Source organism: Alteromonas lipotrueae (genome assembly GCF_019249215.1).
In the GTDB taxonomy this organism is placed as follows: Bacteria; Pseudomonadota; Gammaproteobacteria; order Enterobacterales; family Alteromonadaceae; genus Alteromonas; species Alteromonas lipotrueae.
Genome location: NZ_JAESDI010000011.1, coordinates 177,322 through 201,522, shown reverse-complemented (window position 1 = coordinate 201,522; position 24,201 = coordinate 177,322). Strand labels below are relative to the sequence as shown.

Sequence of the window (24,201 nt, the reverse complement as noted above, 5' to 3'; positions counted from 1 at the left end):
ACTCTTCAATTAAATATATCGAATATGAATCGTCGTTGTGTGACACTCTTAATGAGTGCCCACACAGATTGTCTTGTCTAAATTGTTAAAGAACGTGGCTACTTAACGTAACCTCACCGTAAGCCGTTGCTTTTTGGTGACTCACTCTGTTTGAGCGAGGTGCGTATTATACGCTTGAAGTTTTCAGTGTCAACACTTTTTGAAAATTTATTTTCTGAAGCGTTTTCTTTAAAACCCCGTCACACTTGACCTTAAAGGTAAGTAGTGACTTGCTTTGTCAGTGTAAGTTGTTTCACTTTCCTGTCGAAGCGGATGCGCATTCTAGAGATTTCTGAGCCTGCGTCAACCTCTGATTTCAAAAAAGTGTCACATTTCGTTTAAGTGCTTAAAATACCAACCACACAGCCTATAAATCACACATAAATTCGGATTTTCACTGATTTCCTATTAGTCTCATTGCCTACTTTTACTTAAACAGTGGTGGAATAAGATTGGTTCTTCACCCCTATTCTCTGTTTTAATGCTTTCTCAACAGATGAATTTATATATAAAGGTGCTGTTTTGACAATCAGAAACTATCAATCAACTTCTCCCACGCTCGGCGAACGCTGCTATATAGATGAGTCAGCTGTTATTGTTGGCGACGTTACCTTAGGCGAAGACGCAAGCATCTGGCCTTTAGTCGCTGCCCGAGGTGACGTAAATCATATTTCAATTGGGGCACGTAGCAATATTCAGGATGGCAGTGTGTTGCATGTTTCTCGTAAATCTGTGTCCAACCCAGACGGTTTTCCACTCATTATTGGTGACGATGTTACTGTGGGCCATAAATGTATGCTTCATGGCTGTGAGCTTGGAAATCGTATTTTGGTAGGGATGGGCGCTATTGTTATGGACGGCGTTATTGTTGAAGACGATGTGTTCATTGGCGCAGGTACATTGGTACCGCCAAACAAAAGATTAAAGAGCGGGTTTCTTTATGTTGGCAACCCAATGCAAAAGAAAAGACCGCTCAATGACGCTGAAATGGCATTTTTAAAACAATCGGCCGTCAACTATATTGTATTAAAAGATGAGTATCTTAAATAAAAACAGCATCCAATATTGGATGCTGTTTTTAAGAATTATTGATCTTCGACTTCGCCGATATCGGGATCATTAATATCTGTTATTGTTACTGTGCCACGTCGGCTATTCCAAGATAATCCAAGGTTCAAGCCGGCAAGCCAATTACTCATAGACGATTGATTACTTCCATTATACGCGAAAGTTTTTCCAAAAACGGCCTCAAGATTAGCAATTCCATTTTCCACTGGTATCTCAAATACTACTACTCCATTATCAATAACACTCAGTGCTTTAACTTCTGCTGAAACCCCATTCGCGCCATTGTAGGTTAACTTCACAGCAACAGTTAGATAATTATTACCTTTAAAATATACTGTCATTTGATTTGAAGAGGACTGAGTTACTGCGACAGAGGCTGAAATGGAACCCGTAATTACCTTAGATATTGCAGCTTGTAATGCCGCCGACAAACTAACTTGAACATCTACTTTTCTAAGCTCAGCCGCTCTTTGAAGCTTAGAAGAGATTGCGCTATTTATTTGATAAATAGACTGACTCAATTCCGGTAAACTCTGGGGCCCGTCCCATACATCACTAAGCATATATACAGGCCTTCCGTTGACTACACTTAATTTCGTAGATGCATCATCTAGTGTATTTCCAAGAGGATCGGTACTAAACCCGATGAATTCTGCAGCAGCTATAGTAACCTCATCGGGTAAAGTTGATACTTTTCGCGCTCCCACTGTATACATACCAGGGAATTCAAGCCCACCAGCATCAATCACCGCGACCTCATAGTGAAAACTCTTTCCATTTAGAATGTCCAACACAATTACATCAGCTGATTCGCCTTGAGCGACAGAAATAACATGGCTTTTCAATGCAGAATCAGAACAGGCTGAGTTACTCTGACAAACAGTAACCTTTGTCGTAGCATGCGAATAACCTGCGCTGATGATAAGGCCAGCGGTGAATAAGAGAGAAGAAATTGATTTCATAACTTTCCTTGTTTATAAATTTTATTGTAAGTCCTTAGCGACTATTGACGACCGTGTAAATACAAGTAATCACTTTCGCCAACTATCGTGAAAATATCAAACTACGAGGGGGGGGCAACCATTTCCTTAACTAAACCTATCCAACGACGACTTTTCTGAGATATTCAATAACGTCTTTTGTATTCGGTTGTTTGTCCGTCCATATATAGAATGATTCGGCAGCTTGTTCAACTAACATCCCTAGCCCATCTATCTGTGTCTTTACACCCAACTCTGCCGCATCTCTCATAAAACGCGTGGGCGAGTTTTTATAAACCATGTCGTAAACCACTTCACAGTGATGTAAAACACCGCCATCTAAACTACACGGTAACTCATTGCTTAAACTGGCGGCTGTTGAATTGATAATAATATGTGGGGCTACTGTATCGCAGTCTTCTATACCAACAACCTTAACCTTTCCTCCGCCCGTTTCACTTGCCACTATTTCTGCTTTAGCCTTTGTCCTGTTAGTAAGATGTAACGACGCTATACCTGAAGCAATAAGCGGTGCTATTACACCTCTTGCCGCTCCACCTGCACCTATTAATAGCACGCGTTTACCTTGCAGTTGTACACCATGATTAAGTAAATCATTTACTAACCCTACGCCATCGGTATTAAAACCTGCAACGGTGCCATCGCTACGCTTCATTAATGTATTAACCGCTTTTGCATCTAACGCAGCCTGGTCGTCTACGTTGGCAAGGGCAAAGGCATCTTGTTTAAACGGCATAGTAACGTTACAACCTATAGCGTCTGGTTGCGCTAGGAATGCCTTCGCTTCAGGCGTAAAACCATCTTCTGGCGCAAGGATCTTTTCGTAACTAATTTGCTCGCCACATTGCTTAGCGAACATTTGATGAATAGTTGGTGATAGACTCTGAACAATAGGGTTACCGAAAACGGCAAACTTTTTCATTGAATTGTTATTAATAAGGCTGTCTGTCATGGGAATGTCTAACTTCTTTAAATCGATACGAAAGGAAAAACCTGCTGTGTCAGAGACTACACCATATTACCGAATAGGTGGAGAGGATAAGGTACGCCTTTTGGCAAACCGTTTTTATGACATTATGCGTGATGATCCTATTGCAAAAGAGCTTTACGCTATTCATCCTCAGCCAACAGATAGAATCAGAGAAGTGTTTTTTCTTTATTTAAGTTTATGGTTAGGCGGACCTGATACCTATCAGCAGCAATATGGTCACCCACGGCTACGTTCACGACACCTTTCTTTTAGTGTTACCCCAGAATTAAAAGACCAGTGGATGTACTGTATGCGAAAAGCCATGCACGAGTCGGTTGATGACCTTCCTTTGGCGCAGCAACTTCTTAACGCGCTAGATCAACTTGCCACGCATATGATTAATACTAAATAAAAAGCGCTCCGTGAGATACGGAACGCTTCAGATTAAGATTCAAGGTTATCCGAGCTTAATAAGCCACTTATATAAACGTAACTTACCTCATTAGATGAATCTTAGAATGTATAGCCTACAGACAAAGTATAAACCCAAGGGTCAATATCAATGTCGTTTACGCTACCTTCTGCACCACCTACGGTAAATGACGCTTCGGTATTAATATCGATGTAACGTACTGACGCATTAACATGCCACTCTTTATCTATTTGATAGTCCATTCCCACTTGTGCAGAAATACCTACAGAATTATCTAAAGACAAATCTTCAAGGCCTGCTTCTTTATTTGCAGCCGTAAATGACTCATCAAAGATAAAGGTATAGTTTAAACCTGCACCAATATAAGGTTGAAAAGCAGCATTAGCATCGTTGAAGTAGTAGTTAACAGTAACAGTTGGGGGTAAGTGCGTGACTTCTCCCAATGTATTACCTGTCCCTAGTGGATCGTTAACTGAAAAATTCACGTCGTGAGTAAACGGCGTTGCGGCCAACAATTCAACATTGATATTGTCGGTGATGAAATAAGCAACGTTTAATCCTAACTGGGTATCGTTATCGATAGTCAGTGCTACACCTAAATCGCTACCACCGGCAATGATGTTAGAGGATGATTCGTCGGGCGCAACGGTTGTTAATCCACCACGAACTATCCAATCACCCTTTTCATGAGCAGAAGCAAAAGGAGCGGCAAGCGCTAAAGAAATACATATGGCTGAAAGTGTGTGTGTACGCATTGTGTGTCTCTTGTGTGTTTAATGATAATGACGACACTGTAAACGTTTAAAAAGAAAATAATTTGATCCAGCGCAAGGTGCAATCTAGCTACATACCTTGGTAATGAGGGAATTTGATGTGGATCAAGGGAATGGCACCACAGGAAGAACCCATGGTGCAAAATATTACCAGTTTGTAGGCTGAAGCCAATCAGTTAGCTTTGCTTCCGCGCTACCTGGGGCTGGAGTATAGCAATACTCCCATCGGGCAAGTGGTGGCATAGACATTAAGATTGATTCGGTTCTACCACCAGTTTGTAACCCGAACAAGGTGCCTCTATCGAATACCAAGTTGAACTCTACATAGCGACCACGGCGATAAAGCTGAAAGTCACGCTCTCTTTCACCGTATGAGGTACTTTTTCGCTTTTCTACGATAGGTACGTAAGCATCGACAAAACCATTACCCACTGCCTGCATAAAGTTAAATGAAGTTTCAAAACCCCAATCATTTAAATCGTCAAAGAATACACCGCCTACACCACGTGTTTCATTGCGATGCTTTAAGAAGAAGTAGTCATCACACCACTTCTTATATTTCCCGTACACGTCTTCACCAAAGGGAGCACACAATTTCTTCGCGGTATTGTGCCAATGCACGACGTCGTCTTTAAAGGGGTAAAACGGGGTTAAATCGAACCCACCGCCAAACCACCAAATAGGGGCTTCACCTTCTTTTTCGGCAATAAAAAAGCGTACATTTGCATGAGACGTTGGAATATAGGGGTTGTGTGGGTGAATAACTAACGAGACCCCCATGGCTTGAAAGTTTCTACCCGCAAGTTCCGGACGGTTAGCCGTGGCAGACGCCGGCATTTGGCTACCAAACACGTGAGAAAAATTAACCCCACCTTGCTCTATTACTGCGCCGTTTTTAATAACCCGTGAACGCCCGCCACCACCTTCCTCGCGAACCCAAGAATCTTCTTTGAACTGCCCTTTACCGTCGGCAAGTTCTAAGGTTTGGCAAATGTTGTCCTGCAAAGACAATAAGTACGCTTTTACTTGTTCTATTACTTCACCGGCGTCTTTACCGTCTAACTGTTGATTTACGTGTTGGGGGTCAATCATGATCTTATTATCTCTCCGGTGTCGCCGTCACGGATGGTACTGGGTTTAGCGTGGCCACCTACTTCCCCATCAATATAGAAAACACTATCACCAAATATATTGATTGCATCCTGCTGCGTGATTGCGGGTTGTTGGCCAGTTAGGTTGGCACTTGTAGATACAAGTGGCTTTTCTAGCTTTTCACATAAAGCTTTAACCACTGGATGGTTGCTGACTCGAACCGCTATTTTTTCATGCTTGCCAGTTAACCATTGTGGCGTCGACGCCGACTTAGGTAGCAGCCAAGTATTTGGCCCAGGCCAACTAGACACAATTTCAGTACGTCTGTGCTGAAGTATGGCTTCATCATTTATATAAGGTAATAACTGAGAATAGTTAGCGGCAATCAAAATTACCCCTTTTTCTATGGGGCGCTGCTTCAATGCTAAGAGCGCTAACACAGCCGCTTCGTTGTCTGGGTCACAGCCTATGCCCATAACCGCTTCGGTAGGGTAAACCAATAAGTCACCATTTTTAAACGCGGATACAATTGGGTCGCTAGTGTCTACTTGCCCCTTGGTCGGGATACTCATTAGTGTTTTTCTCTGTAGGTGTTATTTATCGTCTTTTTTGAAGCCACACGCTGGCTGAGGGCAACAAATTTGGCCTTTCTTTTTAATCAGAACGGTCCAGCCACAATCGGGGCATGTTTCATTTACTGGCGTGAAATTTAGCACATAACGACAGTGGGGATAATGGTCACACGCAAAAAACTGCTTACCGTATTTATTGGTGCGGGACGCAAGTTGTCCTTTTTTACACTTAGGGCAAGTAACGTGGGTGTCTTCTTGCTGTTTAATTGGCGAGATATAGTGGCATTCAGGAAAATTGGTACAGCCTATAAACATACCAAACCGCCCCTTCTTGATAGCCAAGGTAGAATCACATTCTGGGCAGGAAACTCCATCAAGTAGTTTTAATAAGGTAGTTTGTTTATCGTGTAATGGCTTGCTGAAATGACAGTCTGGGTAACCGGTGCAGCCAATAAAAGGGCCTGATTTGCTGTTTTTTATATGCAGTGGTTTACCGCAATCGGGACAATCACCGAAAGCGTCTTCTAAGGCATGTTCGTGCGCAGAGAAAAGTGAATGATCAATTTTCGACATAAACCAGCAACTAGCACGACATGAAGCACATTAGTGCAACACGCCGTCAGGTTCATCAAATAATAAATCTTCCATTTGTGCGTAGGCTTTTTCTTTACCTGGCACATTAAACAGTACCATTAGCACTACCCACTTTAGGTCTTCTAAACAGAATTCAGAAGAGTCTATTTCCATTACCCTGTCTATTACCATTTCTCGCGTTGACGCATCTACCACGCCCACTTGCTCTAAAAATAACAAGAAGCCACGGCACTCTACGTCTAATCGCATCTGCTCTTCATGCGTATAAATACGACTGAGGCTGGTACTAATCCCTTTACAAAAATAAGGCTTAATATCTGTTTCTTGCAAAGCCGCTAGCTTTTCAAGCCACGCTAATGCTTTGTAGATTTCATCATGATGGAAACCCGCGCGTACCAACTCCTCGGTAAGCTCGTCTTGATCGACTCGAATTTCAGTTTCACTGTGAATGAAGTTTTCAAACAGGTACATGAGGATATCGAACATATTATTTTCCCCTCAATTTAATGTAGCCACCAGGGACAGCAGCTACTAAACCACGCAACTCATATTCTAATAATGATGCCATAACCTCATTAACAGGAGAGGTACAGCGCTGCGCTATAACATCAATAGCGGTGATGTCGTAATCCACACTATCTAATAATTTATCGGTTGCCAAGTTATTCACTTCACTTTTTTTACTTAACGCTTCACTCTGGCATTCTCTCTCACCAGTCGACACTACAATTTCATCGAAAATATCATCAACACAGGTTACCAGCTTAGCGCCTTGCTGAATTAACCAATGACATCCTTCGGAGTAAGCATGGAAGATACTTCCAGGAACTGCAAATACTTCACGCCCCATATCTGCGGCCAAATTCGCAGTTATCAAGGTACCACTCTTTATTTTTGCCTCTATGACTAGGGTTCCAAGTGACATAGCAGCAATTATTCGGTTTCTTCGGGGAAAATGCCAAGGCTTAGCAGATACACCTGGAAAGAACTCGGTAATACAAGCGCCCCCTGCATTCACGATGTCCCGGTGTAGTGATACATTTTTAGGGGGGTACACAATATCAGGCCCCGTCCCCATTACCGCAAGGGTGCCACCTTCGCACACCAAACCACCTTTGTGGGCAGCTGAATCTATTCCTGCTGCCAACCCGCTGGTTACTGCTACGCCGTTACTTGCTAGTGCTTCGGCAAAATCAGTGGCAATTTGCTTACCTTGATGACTCGCCCGTCTACTCCCTACAATCGCTATTTGAGGCATAACTAACGTATTAATGTTACCTATAACAAATAACACCAACGGGGGATTTGGCAGGGTCCTTAATCGCTCAGGGTAGTGTGTGCACCCTAGGGTGACAATATGATGCTTTGCATGTGAAGCATGCCAGCGTGTCGCTTTTTCAAGTAAGTTAGGAGAAATTGCTTGTGTAAGGGTATGGAGAGCACCCGAAGTGAAAGCGGTTTTATGAATCCCATCCAATAATGCTAGTGCGCTAAGCGATTCTGCTTCAAGCGCCTTAAGCCACTTCCCTGTTGCGATATTTATTGCTGAAGCCATTGTCAGCCAGGCTATCTGTTCTTTGCCTAGGGCTTTATCCAAGGCTTTAACAGCATTACTGCTTACTTCATGTGGCTGGAAAGTTGTCATGGCCGCTCCTAAATAATAAGCGGCAATAACGTGTTAGGGCTTTGCCACAATGAAGCCGCGTCTTACGCCTTCTTTTGCTCGAGTTATAATGCCGTAGCTAGCTGACTCAAAAGTTTTAAACACAATGACTTCACCAATTTTAAGTGCAGGTTGCTGTACTTTATCTGTAAAAAGCCCGTTTCCATTTATGACATCACTATTACTAGCGTATTGAGGTTCTTCACCATCTATAATGTCAGGGCCACCAGCGTAGATGCCCATCAGGGTGCCCGCCGTTAGTTCACGTGCGCCTAAATCTAGTATCACAACATCGTAGCGCCCGAGTAAGTCGTGATCATGTAAATCGCCAATCACGAAGCCTCTTTGTGATGTTGCTTCTTGCAGAACCAAATCAGCATCTAACGTAAAGCTATCAGTAAGTAGCTTATCTCCACGTTTCGCTTCCTGATTTGAACCTGAAAGCTTCACCATTCTGGCGTTTGGCAATGACACGTCCGTCTCTAAGCTAGCTTTTGCTACATGGGTAAGTTGCACACCAAGCACGTTACCTTGCATATTGCGTATAATAGATTGCTTTCTTACCACCTGATACTGATCGTCAGGGCGGTTTTCTTGTTGGCTTACCACTAGGTCGTTAGACACAAAACTCACATTACCACCGTGATTTCCCAATAAATGGGGGAGTAATTCATACTCTTCCTCAGATACCAGAGTGTGTTGTTTTATATAGGGGGCTAATACCGACCATGATAATGTCTCTATAGGCGCACTCTTTACTCTTCGGGTAGAACCAGGCGAAAGCACTAAGCTTGGCTTAGCTCGATTTATCGAAAATACGGGCTCACCATTGATGTAAGACACCGAGATAACATCACCGGGGTATATTAAATGCGGGTTATCTATTTGAGTGTTGTGACGCCAGAGTTCAGGCCAGAGCCATGGCTGATTTAAAAAGAGATTAGCGATGCCCCATAAGGTATCACCTTGTTGAACTGTGTACGTCTTTGGCGCAGATTCTTTTAGTGGTTGAGACATTGCTGAAAATACGGCAAAACACGCCACTACCATTACAATTGTACGTGCTGCATTCTTCAATCGATTTTTCAAATTAACCACCCGCAATTTTTCCACTGCCATTTACTGTTGAAATTTCAGACAATACTACTATATCGATATTGTGCCTCAATACTGTGGCGCGGCAGCAAAAAACTGCACGATATAACTCGATATACGTTAGAATAGTAACTCAAAAGGCACTGTAAAGTGTACGAGCGACTAGATCGTATATGAATTTATACAGCGAAAAGGTTAAATAAGCGACACATGGCAATTTTAGACGTATTAAGTTTTCCCGATGAACGACTTCGTACCGTAGCAAAACCGGTAGAAGACGTGAACGACGACATTAAACAATTGGTTTCGGATATGTTCGAAACCATGAAAGACGAGAATGGAATTGGTTTGGCTGCTACTCAAGTCGACAGACATGTTCAAGTTGTTGTAATGAACGTAGCGGAAGATCAAGACGAGCCTCGTGTTTTTATCAACCCGGAAATCACCAAAAAAGATGGCAGCACGATCAGTGAAGAAGGTTGTCTTTCTGTTCCAGGTAACTACGCCAAAGTAGAGCGCGCAGAAGAAATTACGGTAAAAGCACTGAATGAAAACGGTGAAGCATTTGAGTTGGAAGCAGACGGTCTATTGGCTATTTGTATTCAACATGAATTGGATCATCTAAAAGGCAAACTGTTTATTGATTACTTGTCTCCGCTTAAACGCCAGCGAATTCGTAAAAAGCTTGAAAAAGAAGCACGTTTAGCTGCACGCGACTGAGGTTAGTTTTGATAAAACCATTACGCATCATTTTTGCCGGCACGCCGGATTTTGCAGCTCAGCATTTGAGTGCTTTATTATCTAGTACTCATGACGTTGTTGCGGTATATACCCAACCAGACCGTCCTGCTGGACGGGGTAAAAAGCTTACGCCAAGCCCCGTAAAAGTGCTTGCTCAAGAACATGAGATTCCAGTCTATCAGCCAGCTAGTTTAAAAAATGACGAAGCGCAGCAAACATTGGCAGACATTAACGCCGATGTAATGATTGTGGTTGCCTATGGATTAATTTTACCTAAGCCCGTACTTGATGCACCTAAATTAGGTTGCCTTAATGTGCATGGGTCAATTTTGCCTAAGTGGCGAGGTGCTGCACCGATTCAACGCGCGATATGGGCCGGTGATAGCGAGACTGGTGTTACCATCATGCAGATGGACGAAGGGCTAGATACAGGTGACATGTTGCATATAGTAACCTTGCCAATTAGCGAAAGCGATACCAGTGCGTCGCTTTACGAGAAGCTAGCAGAACTTGGTCCTACTGCATTATTAGATGTAGTAAACAGTATCGACACCCTATCACCTGTGAAGCAAGATGATAGCGAAGCAACTTACGCCAAAAAGCTTTCCAAAGAAGAAGCTTTTATTAATTGGCACGATAGCGCAGCGCAAATTGCACGAAACGTGCGCGCCTTTAATCCATGGCCTGTAGCTTGGACTAAAATTGAATCGCAAAATATTAAAATTTGGTCGGTGGATGTGGTTGATGGCCTACAGACTTCACATGCCCCAGGTACTATCATTCAAGCTGACAAGCACGGCATTGTGGTAGCTACGGGCTCAAGTGCCCTACGAATCAACACCCTGCAAATACCTGGGAAAAAAGCATTGCCCGCTGCAGATGTCGTTAATGCTCGCAAAGACTGGTTCGCACCAGGTAACTGCATTGCCAGTACGGAAGAATAGTGAAACCCACTCCATTACCGAAACAAAAAAACCTTCGTGCCGATTGTGCATGGGTGATATATCAAATTCTAGAACAAGGTAAATCGTCAAGAGACTGCCTAGAGCGGGTTCAACGTCGTCATCACCCTAGAGACAATGCGTGGATTCAAGAAATGTCTTTGGGCGTCATGCGTAAACTTCCCATATTACAGCATTGGTTACGAGAGTTACTTGACCGCCCTTTAAAGGGGAATAAGAAGGTAATAGAGCACCTTATTTTATTGGGGTTATACCAGTTAGCGTTTTCTCGTGTAAGCCAACATGCTGCGGTGGGCGAAACCGTTAATGCCTCGCCTTACTTAGGCGGCACAGCATTAAAAGGGTTAGTGAACGCTGTACTGCGCAACTTCATGCGTCAAGAACTGGTTAACAAGCCTATCGATAATCCCATTATTGCCAGTGGGTTACCTAAGTGGTTATTTAAGGCACTAGAAGATGCATATGGTCAAGATGCTGATGCCGTGCGAGAAGCTACCAATGCCATGGCGCCAATTTGGCTAAGGGTTAATACCAAACAAATATCTATTAGCGATTACGCTGCTGCATTGGATGCTGCTGAGATTAGCTATTCACTAAGTGCTGCACACCCAGACGCCATCAGACTTGAAGGCCGTGAAGATATTACGGGGCTGTCAGGGTTTGAAAAAGGCCACTTTGCTGTACAAGATGGTGCAGCTCAGCTTGCAGCCCATTATTTAGATGCTCAACCACACGAGCGCGTATTAGATTGTTGCGCAGCCCCTGGTGGTAAAACGGGTCATATTATTGAGCGTACCCCTGAATTAGCCTATTGCCTTGCCCTTGATGCTGACGAGAACCGCTTAAAGCGCGTTGAAGAAAACATGACTCGCCTGCAGCATACTCAAACCAATTTGCCCGTTATAAAGCAAGGCGATGCGGCTAAGCCTGATACATGGTGGGATGGACAACACTTCGACCGAATTTTGCTTGATGCACCCTGCTCTGCCACTGGTGTTATACGACGCCACCCCGATATTCGCTGGCTAAGAAAGTCTAGTGATATTGATGCACTTGCTGCACTACAAGCTGAAATACTAACTAGCTTATGGCAAACACTTAAGCCTGGTGGCACATTGCTTTACGCCACCTGCTCTATTCTGCCACAAGAAAACAGCCAGCAGATTAGCGCATTTTTAGAACGCAATGCCGATGCTACATTAGTCCCTGTTATAAAAACCGAAACACCGAGTAAGCCCGGTAGACAAATCCTACCTGGCGAGCAACAAATGGATGGTTTCTACTATGCGAGACTGGTAAAGTCGTTGAGCAAATAAAAGCAATAAGGCACATAAACACCGATGAAAATCATCATTCTAGGCGCAGGTCAGGTTGGCGGAACACTTGCTGAAAACCTTGTAGGAGAGAAGAACGATATTACGGTTATCGATTCTGATCCCAATACCTTGCGTGCGCTTCAAGACCGATTAGATTTACAGGTGGTTAATGGCGTGGGTTCTCACCCGGACGTATTACGAAAAGCCGGTGCAGAAGATGCCGACATGCTTATCGCGGTAACGAACAGTGATGAAAGCAATATGCTCGCTTGCCAAGTTGCCTTTAGTTTATTCAAAACCCCGACCAAGATTGCTCGCGTTCGCTCAGAACAATACATTATTTACCAAGAACAACTCTATAAGCAGCAGGACATACCTGTAGACCACATCATTGCTCCTGAACAGCTAGTGACTAAAGCTATTAAACGGCTTATAGACTACCCTGGTGCTTTACAGGTTGTTGAATTTGCTGATGGTAAAGCCAGCTTAGTGGCGGTAAAAGCCTATTATGGTGGTTTACTGGTAGGTCATGCGTTATCTGCGTTAAAAGACCACATGCCCAATGTGGAAACACGGGTGGCAGCAATCTATCGCCGCGGTCGCCCTATTCGACCACTGGGTACTACCGTTATCGAAGCCGATGATGAAGTATTCTTTATTGCTGCAACTAAGCATATTCGTGCGGTAATGAGTGAACTTCAAAAATTAGAGTCTAGCTATAAACGCATTATGATAGCCGGTGGCGGCTTAATTGGTGCAGGACTAGCGAAAAAACTTGAACACAAACATAACGTGAAGCTGATTGAGTTTAGTCACGAAAGAGCAAAATACCTTTCTGCTCACTTAGACAAAACGATTGTGTTTAGCGGTGATGCATCAGATCCAGAGTTGCTCAGTGAAGAGAATGTCGAGCAAGTTGATGCATTCATTGCGGTGACCAATGATGATGAAGCTAACATTATGTCTGCCATGTTGGCCAAGCGCATGGGCGCACAAAAAGCCATGGTACTGATTCAACGTAGTGCTTATGTAGACTTAGTACAAGGTGGTGAAATAGACATTGCTTTTTCACCGCAACAGGCGACGATTTCGGCCCTACTTACCCATGTTAGACGCGGAGATATTGTAAACGTATATTCTTTGCGCCGTGGTGCAGCAGAGGCGATAGAAGCGATTGCACATGGTGATGAAAATACGTCCAAGGTTGTGGGTAAAGAAATCGGTAAAATTAAACTTCCTCCTGGTACTACCATAGGCGCGGTAGTAAGAGACGACCAAGTGATCATTGCCCATAGCGATACGCTTATTGAAGCAAATGACCACGTTATTCTGTTCTTAGTCGACAAAAAATACATTGGCGATGTAGAAAAGCTGTTCCAACCCAGCGCATTCTTCTTTGGGTAAATAGAACAATGCACGTATCGAAAGCGTATTAACTTCGCCAGAACGTAGGTGAAAATAGTACCAGTAACGAAAAGACCTCCAGTCGCCCAAACACCATCCCCACCACTAAAATCCACTTTCCAGCATCGGTTACGCCCGCATAGTTAGACGCAACACTGCCCAATCCAGGGCCAAGGTTGTTTAGCATGGCTGCGGTAGCGGTAAACGCGCTTAAGTTATCTAGTCCTGTTGCAATAAGCCCTATCATAAGTACAACAAACACCACCGCGTAAGCAGAGAAGAAGCCCCATACCGCCTCTACTACTTTATCAGGCATTGCACGTTCTCCTAACTTAACGGAATACACTGCCTTAGGGTGAATAAGCCTGTCTACTTCACGCTTCCCCTGAAGGAACAGTAAACAGACTCGAACCACTTTTAAGCCGCCTCCTGTTGAACTTGCGCAGCCTCCAATGAAACTTGAAAAGATGAGTAGTATGGGCAAAAACGTCGGCCAAATTGAGAAGTCTGTGGTCGCAAACCCCGCAGTAGTACTGATTGATACGGCTTGAATCATAGCTTGATCGAGCGCGGTTTCAGCAGAATCGTAAAAACCTGATAGCGTGAGTACCAAGAAGCACAGCATGATAAGTGTGGCTTGAATAAAGAAAAAGGCTTTAAATTCTGGGTCGTTAAAATAGCCTTTTACCGAACGGGTACTCACTGCTGCGTAATGGAGTGAAAAGTTAAGTGCAGCAATTAATAGAAAGACCGTACAAACCACATTCACCATTGGGCTATTAAAGTAGCCAAGGCTAGCATCGTGTGTTGAGAAGCCCCCAATGGCAACGGTTGAAAACGCATGGCAAATGGCATCAAACATATCCATGCCGGCCAACCAATACGCTGCGGCGCATGCAATAGTGATAGAAAGATAAATGTACCAAAGGTGTTTAGCGGTATCTGCAATACGAGGCGTCATTTTATTATCTTTAACCGGCCCTGGAGTTTCTGCACGGTACAGCTGCATACCCCCAACCCCTAAGATAGGCAGTATTGCTACGGCAAGTACAATGATACCCATACCGCCTAGCCATTGTAGTTGTTGTCGATAAAACTGTACCGAATGGGGTAAGAAATCAATGCCTTCTATTACCGTTGCACCGGTGGTGGTTAGTCCTGAGAATGATTCAAAAAAGGCATCCGTTATGGTCATGCTAGGCTGTTCTAGCAACATAAGAGGAATGGCACCCACACTTGCTAGTACCGACCAGAACAGGGCAACGATTAAAAAGCCTTCTCGCGCTCGTAAATCGTTTTTTTGCTGGCGGTTTGGGTACCAAAGCACCATACCGCCACCTACGCAAATAAAGAACGCAAGGGTAAAAGGCAAACCACTGCCGTCTTGATAAATCAGAGATACCACAGCTGGTGGGATCATGGTGACGCTAAATAGCGCAATAAGGAGCCCTAGAATTCGTACAATGGCACGGTAGTGCATGCTTCTTTATGCCTTTCGTTATTAGTAAACGCGCGATTAACAGTGTTCGCGGTTTTTAGAGGATACAAGGTTTCTACTACATTGACGCGATTATAGGGCTATAAGCAAATTATTTCATCGCTAGTACTGTTTCTACCATTTTACTAATACTAGCATGGGCTTGTAAGATATTTTGTGCCGTCATGTAGGCTGGCGTAGTAACCAGTTTATTTTCAACGTCTACCACCACTTCATTTACTTCACAGTTTACATGGCATGCCCCTAACGCGTTCAAGGCATTGGCGGTATCTTCATCGCTACCAATGGTCAGTTTAACATTGTTTCCATATACACTAGCTGCAATAGCAGGGGCAATGCATGCATAGGCCACAGGTTTCTTTGCTTTCGCAAAGTCATTGCACACCGCAAGCACATCTTTATCTACCCTATTTTTTTCACCATCAACGGCAAATGAGCATAAATTCTTAGCAGCACCAAAACCACCAGGTACGATAAGGTAGTCGAAGTCTGATACCTTACATTCTGTAACAGGCTTTACATTGCCTCGGGCAATTCGTGCAGACTCAACCAATACGTTACGAGTCTCATCTTCTGAAACTTCTCCCGTTAAATGATTCACTACGTGCATTTGAGCCTTATCTGGCGCAAAGCATTGGTATTTTACTCCGGCTTGTTCAATAGCTAAAAGCGTTAATACTGACTCATGAATTTCAGCGCCATCGAATACACCACACCCACTTAAAATCACTGCAACTTGCTTCATAATGTCCTCCTAGACCTTGCCAAACCGACTTATTCTATTTTTGGCTATAAAATCACCAGCCGTTTAAAAAAAAGTCTTAATAACCAGTATTGGATTGCTAATTTCTTATGCTACATTATCTGACCAATTTGGTTAAACGAAAAAAATAAGTTCACCAAGTTATCCACATAAAATGGAATGATGAGTTACAGGTACGCAGTCCACACTCTTATTTTTCATTCCCTTATTTTTATTGCTTTACAGCACGATCTTTCTTTTAAAAAAGATCATTATTTTTGCTGTGCGAATTTCATTAGATCACAATCTTATCCACAGATGATCTCGTTATTTATGTTGTGATGCTCTATGGCGATCCACTAGCGCCTATGGCATGCTTGCGCCTTATTCTAAGCTTGGTTAATGCATAGCTATGACAGATTCGAAAAAGCCCCCTTTTATTCTAGTAGATGGATCATCTTATCTATTTAGAGCATTTCACGGATTGCCGCCCCTGACGAACTCAAAAGGTCAGGATACCGGTGCGATCTATGGTGTTGTCAACATGCTGAAAAGCTTGATTAGACAATACAACCCTACTCACATGGCAGTCATCTTTGATGCCAAAGGTAAAACGTTTCGCGACGATATTTATGAAGAATATAAAGCGAATCGCCCACCTATGCCGGAAGAGTTACGCAGTCAGATAGCACCATTGCACACCATCATCAAAGCCATGGGTTTACCTGTCATCGTTGAGTCTGGCGTTGAAGCCGATGATGTGATTGGTACCCTAGCCTGTCGCGCCACAGAACATGGTATTGATACCCTGATCAGTACTGGCGATAAAGACATGGCACAACTGGTCAACGAAAATGTCACCTTGATCAATACTATGACAAATCAGATTATGGACATTGAAGGGGTAAATACGAAATTCGGTATTCCACCAGAACTGGTTATTGATTTCTTAGCCCTTAAGGGTGACAAAGTCGATAACATTCCTGGCGTACCTGGTGTGGGTGATAAAAGTGCACAAGCACTGTTAAACGGTATTGGTGGCATCAGTGCTATCTATGACAACCTTGATAAAATTGCCGATCTCTCGTTTAGAGGGAGCAAAACTATGGCAACTAAAATGCGAGAGTATGAAGAGCAAGCTCGCCTGTCATACACCCTTGCCACGATTGCCATTGATTTAGATCTACAATACAAAATAGATGAGCTTTGCCCTACATCACCAGATAACGAAACATTACAGTCGTTATTTGCAGAGTATGAGTTTAAGCGCTGGCATACAGAAATTAGCGCATTGATCGCAAGCGATGGTAATGAGCCCTCAAAATCAACGGGGACTGAGAGCACATCAGATTCAAGCGATACAGATGAAGTACAACCAGAAAGTAATATCGATAAGTCTGGTTATGACGTGGTGCTAGATGAAGCTACGTTTGATAGCTGGATTAAAAAGCTAAAAGCAGCGCCGCTTATTGCTGTTGATACTGAAACGACCAGTGTTAACTACATGGAAGCTGAACTTGTTGGTGTTTCTTTTTGTATCGAACCCGGTGCTGCGGCTTACGTGCCTGTTGCTCATGATTATCCCGATGCACCCACGCAGTTATCACGAGATTACGTACTTACGGCATTGAAGCCTATTTTAGAGTCTGAAACCATTATCAAAGTGGGTCAGCACATTAAATATGACAAGAATGTACTCGCGCATTATGACATAACGTTAAATGGCATCGGCTTTGACACTATGCTGGAAAGCTATGTGTTAAACAGTACAGCGCAGCGTCATGACATGGACTCGCTAGCCCTTGCCTATTTAGGTCATAAAACAATTCACTTTGAAGAAATTGCAGGTAAAGGTGCTAAGCAGCTTACTTTTAACCAAATTGGATTAGAAGAAGCAGGTCCTTATGCTGCCGAAGATGCTGATATTACTATGCGCCTTCATCAAGCAATATGGGCAAAACTAGAAAACGAACCCAAGCTTAAAGCACTATTGGTTGATGTTGAAGTGCCGGTTGCCTGTGTTTTATCTCGTATGGAACAGCAAGGTGTATTAATTGAAAGCCAACGGTTACGTCAGCAGAGCCAAGACTTAGCTACGCGTATTGCTGAACTAGAAAAAGAAGTGCATGAAGAAGCCGGCGAGGTATTTAATTTAGGTTCGCCAAAACAGCTTCAACACATTTTGTTTGAGAAAATGTCATTACCGGTTATTAAGAAAACCCCCAAGGGTGCCCCTTCTACTTCAGAAGAAGTATTACAAGAACTCGCCCTTGAATTTCCGTTACCTAAAAAGTTAATGGAGTATAGAGGGTTAACCAAGCTTAAAAATACGTATACCGACAAACTCCCTAAAATGATTAATCATCGCACGGGTCGAGTTCATACTTCTTACCATCAAGCTATTACAGCAACGGGACGGTTATCGTCAACGGATCCAAACCTTCAAAATATTCCCATTCGAAATGAAGAAGGCCGTAAGGTAAGACAAGCATTTGTTCCACGTGAAGGTTACAAGATTGTTGCTGCCGATTATTCTCAAATTGAACTTAGAATAATGGCCCATTTATCGGGCGATGAAGGCTTGCTTGATGCATTTGCTCACGGCAGAGACATCCACAAAGCAACCGCGGCAGAAGTGTTTGGGGTAACCCTTGATGAAGTCACGACTGAACAACGTCGCAGTGCTAAAGCTATAAACTTTGGTTTGATCTATGGAATGAGTGCCTTTGGCCTTGCCAAACAACTTAATATTCCACGTCACGAAGCCCAAAAATACATGGACTTATATTTTGAACGCTACCCTGGTGTGCTTGAATACATGGACAGCACCAGAGAAGGCGCTAAAGAAAAAGGCTACGTGGAAACTGTGTTTGGTCGCCGCTTGTACCTACCGGATATCAAAGCCAGCAATGGCGCACGTCGCAAAGGCGCAGAGCGCGCAGCAATCAACGCGCCTATGCAAGGTACAGCTGCCGACATCATCAAAATGGCGATGATAAAAGTTGACGATTGGATCACCTCACTTGAAAGTGATGACGTACTCATGATGATGCAGGTACATGATGAATTGGTATTTGAGATTAAAGAAGAGCATCTTGAGGAACAGGTTAAAAATATTGTCAGCTTAATGGAGCAAGCCGCAGTATTAAATGTGCCGCTTGTGGTTGAAGCGGGCGTGGGCGATAACTGGGATGAAGCGCACTAAAAAGTAATTAGATTACAAAAAACAGTGAGCAATAGCTCAAAACTGGGCGAGTTTGGTAATTTTATTACACTCTTACTTGCCTTTTTTCACCATTATTGTACCCTATGCGTGTAGGGTACAGAGGTGAGAAATCTGTTTTCAAACCTTTGCTTTAACCCCGACAGATTTGTCGGGGTTTTTTTATATCTGCAATAAAGCTTCCAAACATTCTTTAAATAAAAACACATAATAATCATATACTTAAATACAAATAAAGATCTTTTTGTATTTTATAGTGAACTAACCGAAATCTGCCTACTCTATATATTCGGTTTTTATGTGTTTTCTCTCAGTATTTTGGCCCTGCTTTTTAGCGGGGCTTTCTTTTATCTGGCCTTTTATTTTATTCTGCGTCAGGAGATTTTTCGTCAAGTGCCAACCACTTATTCAACACTTTTTCGAGCTCTGGCAATCCCTGTCGATTTAACGATGAGAAGGTATTTACGGTCACATCACCCATAAACGCCAGTGCAGCTTCCTGCGCCATAAGCAGCTGAGCTTTTCGCTTACCCGACTTGAGCTTATCTGACTTGGTCAGCAAGGCTAATACAGGGATATTGGAATCTACTGCCCAATGAATCAAATCTTGATCAAGATCTTTAAACGGGTGACGAATATCCATAAGCACCACTAAACCTTTAAGCGATTTACGCTTTTGAAGGTATTCACCTAATGCTTGTTGCCATTTATTTTTCATTGCAAGTGGTACTTGCGCAAACCCATAACCAGGCAAATCGACTAAACGACGGTCTTCTTCAAGATTAAAAACGTTGATGAGCTGTGTACGACCTGGTGTTTTACTGGTTCTTGCTAGGTTCTTTTGACGAGTGAGTGTATTTAATGCGCTCGACTTGCCCGCGTTAGAACGGCCAGCAAACGCCACCTCAATACCGCTGTCATCTTTTAAATGGCGAATATCAGGTGCACTGGTAAAGAACTTTGCTTTGGTGTAATACGACATCTAGACTTACCTCAAATGCGTCATAACCCTAGAATTAAACTCTATTAATGATCTAAACCTGCTAAAAACCATAGTTTTATCATGGAATAGGTTTTTCTGACGCGTTAAATGTGTAAAATACGCATGATATCACGTATGTTACGCGAGCCGTTGGATCCATTTAAGAGATTTATTATGAAAAAACTGTGTTTGTTATTGTGTGTGTCTTTAGGTATTTCAGTTTCTGCGATGGCAGAAGGTGATGCTGAAGCCGGTAAAGCAAAATCTGCAGTATGTGCAGCATGTCATGGGCCTGATGGTAACAGCATGATAGACATGAATCCCAAAATAGCAGGACAGCACGAAAAGTACCTCGTTAAGCAATTAATGGAGTTCAAACTTGCGTCACAGACAGGTGGCGAAGAAGGCCGTAACAATGCGGTAATGAATGGTATGGCAGCCCCTCTTTCAGAACAAGACATGAAAGACTTAGCCGCTTACTTCTCTAGCCAAACACCTAAAGAAGGTGAAACAGCAGAGCAATACATTGAAGCTGGTCGCGCTTTATATCAAGGCGGTGATGAGTCTCGCGGCGTTACCGCATGTATCGCATGTCACGGTCCTAAAGGTAACGGAATGGGCTTAGCTGGCTTCCCTGATATCAGTGGCCAGCATGCAACCTATACCACAGCACAATTGAAATCTTTCCGTTCAGGTCAACGCCATAACGATATGAATGGCATGATGCGTGATATTGCGATGAAATTAACCGATGAAGATATCGAAATTTTATCTAACTATATCGCGGGCTTACACTAAGACTCTGAAATTATACCCGCATTTGTTAATTAATTGTTGCGTATAAAGTTGTATTTCAAAATTATTCGTGTAGTCTATCGCAATAGTTTGTAGGTTTGTCTGAAACACTACAGGCTAAATAACAAGAATAATAATAAAAATACAACACGGAAGATTGGATAAAGCGCCAAGAAGGCCAAGAACAAAAATGAGCTCTGCTAAAACCAATAAAAAGGAGAGCCAAGCTGGGAAGCACAATTACACATAGAAGTGTAAATAACGGGAGAGGTGTCATCTGACACTCAAACAATGTAAGGTGATGGTGAAAGCCATCGCCTTTTTTCTTGCCTAAATTTAAGTGTATACCAGCGTTTGTATTACTTATTATTCGGCAAACACCTACTTATTCGTAGACCCTCAAGCTGTATTATCGCGAACAGGCCCGTCGGCAAATTCACTTTCCAATGAATCATGCTGTATTGATGAAGAAGCTTTGAGCAATTCGCGCTATAATATGTCCTTTCAATCTCTAAAATTTGATACCTTTTATATATGGCAAGATCAAAAAAGTCTCGTAAAGTTGGACTCATTGGCGTCAGGAAAGATCCTGATCGCAAACCTGGGCAAAAGCGTCAGGAAAGTACCCCTCGTCCAAAGAAGCATAAAGGCAAACCTGCTGGTAACCGTCACAACGTTGAGCAGAGTGAGAACGGTGCTTCTAAGCGTCGTGAAAACCAAGACCCACGGTTAGGCAGTAAGAAACCTATTCCTCTAGTCGTTAAGAAAACGACAATGACGACTACGCCGACGCAAAAGAAAAAATTCGCCACGCCAAGCGAAGAGCTAGCAGCACTTGAAGCCGATCAACGTTTAGCGTCATTGTTAGATAAGCTTGATGACGACAAGCAACTTACTAAAGAACAACAAACTTACGTTAATGAAAAAATGGCACGCCACCGCATTCTCTGCGATTTGCTAGGCATCGTAGAAGACGATGATGAGGATGACGACGAGATGGATCCATTAGATGATTTAGACGCTATAGATATTAACGACTTTAAGAATTAGTAAGGCAGGCTCTGTTTTATGCTGTGGACAGTGTTAGTTATTGTGGCGCTATTAGTTATAGTCGCACTTGGTTTTTACGCAGGTCGGTTGTTGTTCCAGCTGAAGCAACAAAACCAACGCCAGCAGAAGGTGAGAGAAGAGCGTATAAAAACGATTAGCGAAAGTATTTATACTATCGCTAAGGCAATGGAACAACAACAGTGCGACTTATCTGAAGGGGTTATTCGGATAGTCAATTTATTGGGTGCATTACCTATTTTATCTCCACCAAATCATAAAGCGTCCTACCCTCATACTTATGCGTTATTCGTAGAAGTGAGCGGCTTTGCCGTACTTGAAGATAGGCAAAAACTGACTAAACAAGAAAGGCGTAAGCAAGACTTCGCCAGAGAGCAAATTGAGTCAGATTATGAATCTAAAGTGTTAAGTGAAATGCCAGCAATAAAAGCTTATTGCCAGTCTATTACCTAGCTGGTTGCTATAATACCAGTCCCCCCTTTAAAGGCGCTTCTTATGAAGCGCTTTTTTATTGGGGTTTATTTAGGGTTATCGCCTTGCTAGTTGACAGGTTTCTTCGTAACAATGACAGCCTGTAACATGGTCATTCACAATGCCTACCGCTTGCATGAAAGCATAACAAATGGTTTCACCTACAAATGAAAAGCCCTCTTTTTTAAGCGCCTTCGACATTGCTTTGGATTCGGCGGTAAAGGTAGGAGCCTCTTTAACGTCTTTCCATTCGTTGATGATAGTTTTACCATCGGTAAACTGCCAAATAAAGTCGGAAAAACGTTCCCGTTTTTCGATGTTTAAATAGCCATGGGCATTCTTAATAATGGACGCGACTTTTAGTTTGTTGCGCACAATGCCAGGATTCTGCAAGCATGCCGCTATTTCTTGCTCATCCATTTGAATTATTTTTGTAGGTTCAAAGTCATGAAAAGCAGCTTCGTAATTTGCTTGTTTTTTTAAAATGGTTATCCACGACAACCCGGCCTGTTGACCGTCTAAACAAAGTTTAGCGAACAACTCTTTGCTATCTAAAACAGGTCGCCCCCACTGTTCATCGTGATATTTTTGATATAGAAGGTCATCGCTCACCCAGCCACAACGATTCAATTTAGTTGATGCCATAATTTAAATAGCCTTGTTAATCCACGTTTAAGTCATCTTTTAACGGGTTTCATGGCGCTTTTTAACGCTTTACACCTACATACTATGCGTTACAAATTGTATACTATCCCACCTTTAAAGATACAGATAACCAATAAGCAGCGGATGTATGCAGAAATACGATATTAATACCTTTCAAGGTTTGATCCTTGCGCTTCAAGATTATTGGGCGCGTCAGGGGTGCGTAATCATTCAGCCCCTTGATATGGAAGTAGGTGCGGGTACCTTTCACCCAATGACATTTCTTCGTTCATTAGGCCCAGAGCCTATGAGCAGTGCCTATGTTCAAACTTGCCGTCGCCCCACTGATGGTCGTTACGGTGAAAACCCAAACCGCTTACAACATTACTATCAATTCCAAGTAATGTTGAAGCCTTCTCCTGACAATATTCAAGAGTTGTATCTGGGTTCTTTGAAAGAATTAGGTTTTGATCCGTTGGTGCATGACATTCGCTTCGTAGAAGACAACTGGGAGTCACCTACCCTTGGCGCATGGGGTCTTGGTTGGGAAGTATGGCTTAATGGTATGGAGGTAACTCAGTTCACTTACTTCCAACAAGTTGGCGGTATTGAATGTAAGCCAGTTACTGGCGAAATTACTTACGGCCTAGAACGTTTAGCCATGTATGTACAAGGCGTAGATAGTATTTACGACTTAGTATGGGCAGATGGCCCTATGGGTAAAGTAACCTATGGCGATGTATTCCATCAAAATGAAGTAGAGCAATCTACTTATAATTTTGAGTACGCCAACGTTGATGCGTTATTCCGTACATTTGATGAATGCGAAGCAGCTAGCCAACTGCTTATCGAGAAGAACTTACCACTGCCTGCCTATGAGCAAGTAATGAAGGCATCTCACGCATTTAATATGCTAGACGCTCGCCATGCTATTTCAGTGACAGAACGTCAACGCTATATTTTGCGCGTGCGTACTCTCGCCAAAGCATGTGCTGAGAGTTATTTCCAGAAGCGTGAAGCGCTTGGTTTCCCACTTTGTAATAAGGAGTCTTAA

At 43.0% G+C, this 24,201-nt stretch carries 24 protein-coding genes; 11 read left to right on the top strand and 13 right to left on the bottom strand.

Going from position 1 to position 24,201, the window contains the following annotated elements:
- Positions 1 to 561 precede the first annotated feature (561 nt).
- Positions 562 to 1,089 carry a gamma carbonic anhydrase family protein gene (locus JKP82_RS14890; protein ID WP_218397643.1) on the top strand — a complete coding sequence of 176 codons (528 nt, stop codon included), beginning with the start codon at positions 562 to 564 and terminating at the stop codon, positions 1,087 to 1,089.
- A 35-nt stretch (positions 1,090 to 1,124) separates the two neighbouring features.
- On the opposite strand, the gene JKP82_RS14885 is transcribed toward JKP82_RS14890, so the two are convergent.
- Together JKP82_RS14885 and aroE are read right to left on the bottom strand one after the other, a co-directional pair.
- A complete protein-coding gene (locus tag JKP82_RS14885) occupies positions 1,125 to 2,069 on the bottom strand; it encodes a hypothetical protein (RefSeq protein ID WP_159534305.1) in 945 nt (314 codons plus the stop codon).
- Positions 2,070 to 2,205: 136 nt separating this feature from the next.
- Positions 2,206 to 3,030 (bottom strand): shikimate dehydrogenase, encoded by an 825-nt coding sequence (gene aroE, locus JKP82_RS14880; RefSeq protein ID WP_159534770.1) that lies wholly within the window; start codon positions 3,028 to 3,030, stop codon positions 2,206 to 2,208.
- Positions 3,031 to 3,058: 28 nt separating this feature from the next.
- On the opposite strand from aroE, the gene JKP82_RS14875 reads away from it, so the two are divergent.
- Positions 3,059 to 3,490, top strand: a complete 432-nt coding sequence (locus JKP82_RS14875) for a group II truncated hemoglobin (RefSeq protein WP_159534303.1) — start codon at positions 3,059 to 3,061, stop codon at positions 3,488 to 3,490.
- Between the two features lie 101 nt (positions 3,491 to 3,591).
- On the opposite strand, the gene JKP82_RS14870 is transcribed toward JKP82_RS14875, so the two are convergent.
- From JKP82_RS14870 to JKP82_RS14840, 7 genes are all read right to left on the bottom strand, one after another.
- Positions 3,592 to 4,266 (bottom strand): OmpW/AlkL family protein, encoded by a 675-nt coding sequence (locus tag JKP82_RS14870; protein ID WP_218397641.1) that lies wholly within the window; start codon positions 4,264 to 4,266, stop codon positions 3,592 to 3,594.
- A gap of 165 nt (positions 4,267 to 4,431) precedes the next feature.
- On the bottom strand, positions 4,432 to 5,376 hold the full coding sequence (hemF, locus tag JKP82_RS14865) for an oxygen-dependent coproporphyrinogen oxidase (protein WP_218397640.1): 945 nt from the start codon (positions 5,374 to 5,376) through the stop codon (positions 4,432 to 4,434).
- Complete coding sequence (gene tsaC / locus JKP82_RS14860) at positions 5,373 to 5,948, bottom strand: L-threonylcarbamoyladenylate synthase type 1 TsaC (protein ID WP_126871557.1); 576 nt, start codon at positions 5,946 to 5,948, stop codon at positions 5,373 to 5,375. The genes hemF and tsaC overlap by 4 nt, the downstream gene beginning before the upstream one ends.
- Positions 5,949 to 5,969: 21 nt before the next feature.
- On the bottom strand, positions 5,970 to 6,521 hold the full coding sequence (locus tag JKP82_RS14855) for a DNA topoisomerase family protein (RefSeq protein ID WP_159534297.1): 552 nt from the start codon (positions 6,519 to 6,521) through the stop codon (positions 5,970 to 5,972).
- Positions 6,522 to 6,551: 30 nt separating this feature from the next.
- Entirely contained in the window at positions 6,552 to 7,028 is a 477-nt protein-coding gene (locus JKP82_RS14850; RefSeq protein WP_013782529.1) for a DUF494 family protein, read from the bottom strand.
- 1 nt (position 7,029) lies between these two features.
- Positions 7,030 to 8,187, bottom strand: a complete 1,158-nt coding sequence (gene dprA / locus JKP82_RS14845; RefSeq protein ID WP_218397639.1) for a DNA-processing protein DprA — start codon at positions 8,185 to 8,187, stop codon at positions 7,030 to 7,032.
- A 33-nt stretch (positions 8,188 to 8,220) separates the two neighbouring features.
- On the bottom strand, positions 8,221 to 9,324 hold the full coding sequence (locus JKP82_RS14840; protein WP_373996604.1) for a LysM peptidoglycan-binding domain-containing protein: 1,104 nt from the start codon (positions 9,322 to 9,324) through the stop codon (positions 8,221 to 8,223).
- Between the two features lie 186 nt (positions 9,325 to 9,510).
- Between JKP82_RS14840 and def the strand changes: the two genes are divergently transcribed.
- From def to trkA, 4 genes are read left to right on the top strand one after another with little or no spacing between them, the layout of a single operon-like run.
- Complete coding sequence (gene def / locus JKP82_RS14835) at positions 9,511 to 10,020, top strand: peptide deformylase (RefSeq protein ID WP_159534293.1); 510 nt, start codon at positions 9,511 to 9,513, stop codon at positions 10,018 to 10,020.
- 8 nt (positions 10,021 to 10,028) lie between these two features.
- Complete coding sequence (gene fmt / locus JKP82_RS14830) at positions 10,029 to 10,985, top strand: methionyl-tRNA formyltransferase (RefSeq protein WP_218397637.1); 957 nt, start codon at positions 10,029 to 10,031, stop codon at positions 10,983 to 10,985.
- The gene (gene rsmB, locus JKP82_RS14825; RefSeq protein WP_218397635.1) at positions 10,985 to 12,319 is read left to right on the top strand and encodes a 16S rRNA (cytosine(967)-C(5))-methyltransferase RsmB; all 1,335 of its coding nucleotides are present in this window, start codon (positions 10,985 to 10,987) and stop codon (positions 12,317 to 12,319) included. The genes fmt and rsmB overlap by 1 nt, the downstream gene beginning before the upstream one ends.
- A gap of 24 nt (positions 12,320 to 12,343) precedes the next feature.
- Positions 12,344 to 13,723, top strand: coding sequence for a Trk system potassium transporter TrkA (trkA, locus tag JKP82_RS14820; RefSeq protein ID WP_013782523.1), 1,380 nt, complete (start codon positions 12,344 to 12,346; stop codon positions 13,721 to 13,723).
- Positions 13,724 to 13,751: 28 nt separating this feature from the next.
- Here the strand turns inward: trkA and JKP82_RS14815 are convergent, their stop codons facing one another.
- Together JKP82_RS14815 and elbB are read right to left on the bottom strand one after the other, a co-directional pair.
- Entirely contained in the window at positions 13,752 to 15,203 is a 1,452-nt protein-coding gene (locus JKP82_RS14815; RefSeq protein WP_159534287.1) for a TrkH family potassium uptake protein, read from the bottom strand.
- A 109-nt stretch (positions 15,204 to 15,312) separates the two neighbouring features.
- Entirely contained in the window at positions 15,313 to 15,966 is a 654-nt protein-coding gene (gene elbB, locus JKP82_RS14810; RefSeq protein ID WP_218397633.1) for an isoprenoid biosynthesis glyoxalase ElbB, read from the bottom strand.
- 409 nt (positions 15,967 to 16,375) lie between these two features.
- Between elbB and polA the strand changes: the two genes are divergently transcribed.
- Positions 16,376 to 19,168, top strand: a complete 2,793-nt coding sequence (gene polA, locus JKP82_RS14805) for a DNA polymerase I (RefSeq protein WP_159534283.1) — start codon at positions 16,376 to 16,378, stop codon at positions 19,166 to 19,168.
- Positions 19,169 to 19,550: 382 nt separating this feature from the next.
- On the opposite strand, the gene yihA is transcribed toward polA, so the two are convergent.
- On the bottom strand, positions 19,551 to 20,168 hold the full coding sequence (gene yihA / locus JKP82_RS14800; protein ID WP_126871553.1) for a ribosome biogenesis GTP-binding protein YihA/YsxC: 618 nt from the start codon (positions 20,166 to 20,168) through the stop codon (positions 19,551 to 19,553).
- A gap of 174 nt (positions 20,169 to 20,342) precedes the next feature.
- Here yihA and JKP82_RS14795 point away from each other — a divergent pair, with 174 nt between their 5' ends.
- The 3 genes from JKP82_RS14795 to JKP82_RS14785 all read left to right on the top strand — a co-directional run bounded on the left by JKP82_RS14795 (position 20,343) and on the right by JKP82_RS14785 (position 22,484).
- The gene (locus tag JKP82_RS14795) at positions 20,343 to 20,966 is read left to right on the top strand and encodes a c-type cytochrome (RefSeq protein ID WP_218397631.1); all 624 of its coding nucleotides are present in this window, start codon (positions 20,343 to 20,345) and stop codon (positions 20,964 to 20,966) included.
- Positions 20,967 to 21,497: 531 nt separating this feature from the next.
- Entirely contained in the window at positions 21,498 to 22,013 is a 516-nt protein-coding gene (yihI, locus tag JKP82_RS14790) for a Der GTPase-activating protein YihI (RefSeq protein WP_159534279.1), read from the top strand.
- An 18-nt stretch (positions 22,014 to 22,031) separates the two neighbouring features.
- Complete coding sequence (locus tag JKP82_RS14785; RefSeq protein ID WP_159534277.1) at positions 22,032 to 22,484, top strand: DUF2489 domain-containing protein; 453 nt, start codon at positions 22,032 to 22,034, stop codon at positions 22,482 to 22,484.
- A 75-nt stretch (positions 22,485 to 22,559) separates the two neighbouring features.
- Here JKP82_RS14785 and JKP82_RS14780 read toward each other — a convergent pair whose 3' ends face one another.
- Complete coding sequence (locus tag JKP82_RS14780; protein ID WP_218397629.1) at positions 22,560 to 23,147, bottom strand: DNA-3-methyladenine glycosylase I; 588 nt, start codon at positions 23,145 to 23,147, stop codon at positions 22,560 to 22,562.
- A gap of 148 nt (positions 23,148 to 23,295) precedes the next feature.
- Here JKP82_RS14780 and glyQ point away from each other — a divergent pair, with 148 nt between their 5' ends.
- The gene (glyQ, locus tag JKP82_RS14775) at positions 23,296 to 24,201 is read left to right on the top strand and encodes a glycine--tRNA ligase subunit alpha (protein ID WP_013782512.1); all 906 of its coding nucleotides are present in this window, start codon (positions 23,296 to 23,298) and stop codon (positions 24,199 to 24,201) included.

Excerpts from the sequence above, each read along its gene's own strand:
- JKP82_RS14885 (WP_159534305.1), bottom strand. The coding sequence starts at position 2,069 with ATGAAATCAATTTCTTCTCTCTTATTCACCGCTGGCCTTATCATCAGC.
- aroE (WP_159534770.1), bottom strand. The coding sequence starts at position 3,030 with ATGAAAAAGTTTGCCGTTTTCGGTAACCCTATTGTTCAGAGTCTATCA.
- JKP82_RS14875 (WP_159534303.1), top strand. The coding sequence starts at position 3,059 with ATGGGAATGTCTAACTTCTTTAAATCGATACGAAAGGAAAAACCTGCT.
- JKP82_RS14870 (WP_218397641.1), bottom strand. The coding sequence starts at position 4,266 with ATGCGTACACACACACTTTCAGCCATATGTATTTCTTTAGCGCTTGCC.
- hemF (WP_218397640.1), bottom strand. The coding sequence starts at position 5,376 with ATGATTGACCCCCAACACGTAAATCAACAGTTAGACGGTAAAGACGCC.
- tsaC (WP_126871557.1), bottom strand. The coding sequence starts at position 5,948 with ATGAGTATCCCGACCAAGGGGCAAGTAGACACTAGCGACCCAATTGTA.
- JKP82_RS14855 (WP_159534297.1), bottom strand. The coding sequence starts at position 6,521 with ATGTCGAAAATTGATCATTCACTTTTCTCTGCGCACGAACATGCCTTA.
- JKP82_RS14850 (WP_013782529.1), bottom strand. The coding sequence starts at position 7,028 with ATGTTCGATATCCTCATGTACCTGTTTGAAAACTTCATTCACAGTGAA.
- dprA (WP_218397639.1), bottom strand. The coding sequence starts at position 8,187 with ATGACAACTTTCCAGCCACATGAAGTAAGCAGTAATGCTGTTAAAGCC.
- JKP82_RS14840 (WP_373996604.1), bottom strand. The coding sequence starts at position 9,324 with ATGGCAGTGGAAAAATTGCGGGTGGTTAATTTGAAAAATCGATTGAAG.
- def (WP_159534293.1), top strand. The coding sequence starts at position 9,511 with ATGGCAATTTTAGACGTATTAAGTTTTCCCGATGAACGACTTCGTACC.
- trkA (WP_013782523.1), top strand. The coding sequence starts at position 12,344 with ATGAAAATCATCATTCTAGGCGCAGGTCAGGTTGGCGGAACACTTGCT.
- JKP82_RS14815 (WP_159534287.1), bottom strand. The coding sequence starts at position 15,203 with ATGCACTACCGTGCCATTGTACGAATTCTAGGGCTCCTTATTGCGCTA.
- elbB (WP_218397633.1), bottom strand. The coding sequence starts at position 15,966 with ATGAAGCAAGTTGCAGTGATTTTAAGTGGGTGTGGTGTATTCGATGGC.
- polA (WP_159534283.1), top strand. The coding sequence starts at position 16,376 with ATGACAGATTCGAAAAAGCCCCCTTTTATTCTAGTAGATGGATCATCT.
- yihA (WP_126871553.1), bottom strand. The coding sequence starts at position 20,168 with ATGTCGTATTACACCAAAGCAAAGTTCTTTACCAGTGCACCTGATATT.
- JKP82_RS14795 (WP_218397631.1), top strand. The coding sequence starts at position 20,343 with ATGAAAAAACTGTGTTTGTTATTGTGTGTGTCTTTAGGTATTTCAGTT.
- yihI (WP_159534279.1), top strand. The coding sequence starts at position 21,498 with ATGGCAAGATCAAAAAAGTCTCGTAAAGTTGGACTCATTGGCGTCAGG.
- JKP82_RS14785 (WP_159534277.1), top strand. The coding sequence starts at position 22,032 with ATGCTGTGGACAGTGTTAGTTATTGTGGCGCTATTAGTTATAGTCGCA.
- JKP82_RS14780 (WP_218397629.1), bottom strand. The coding sequence starts at position 23,147 with ATGGCATCAACTAAATTGAATCGTTGTGGCTGGGTGAGCGATGACCTT.
- glyQ (WP_013782512.1), top strand. The coding sequence starts at position 23,296 with ATGCAGAAATACGATATTAATACCTTTCAAGGTTTGATCCTTGCGCTT.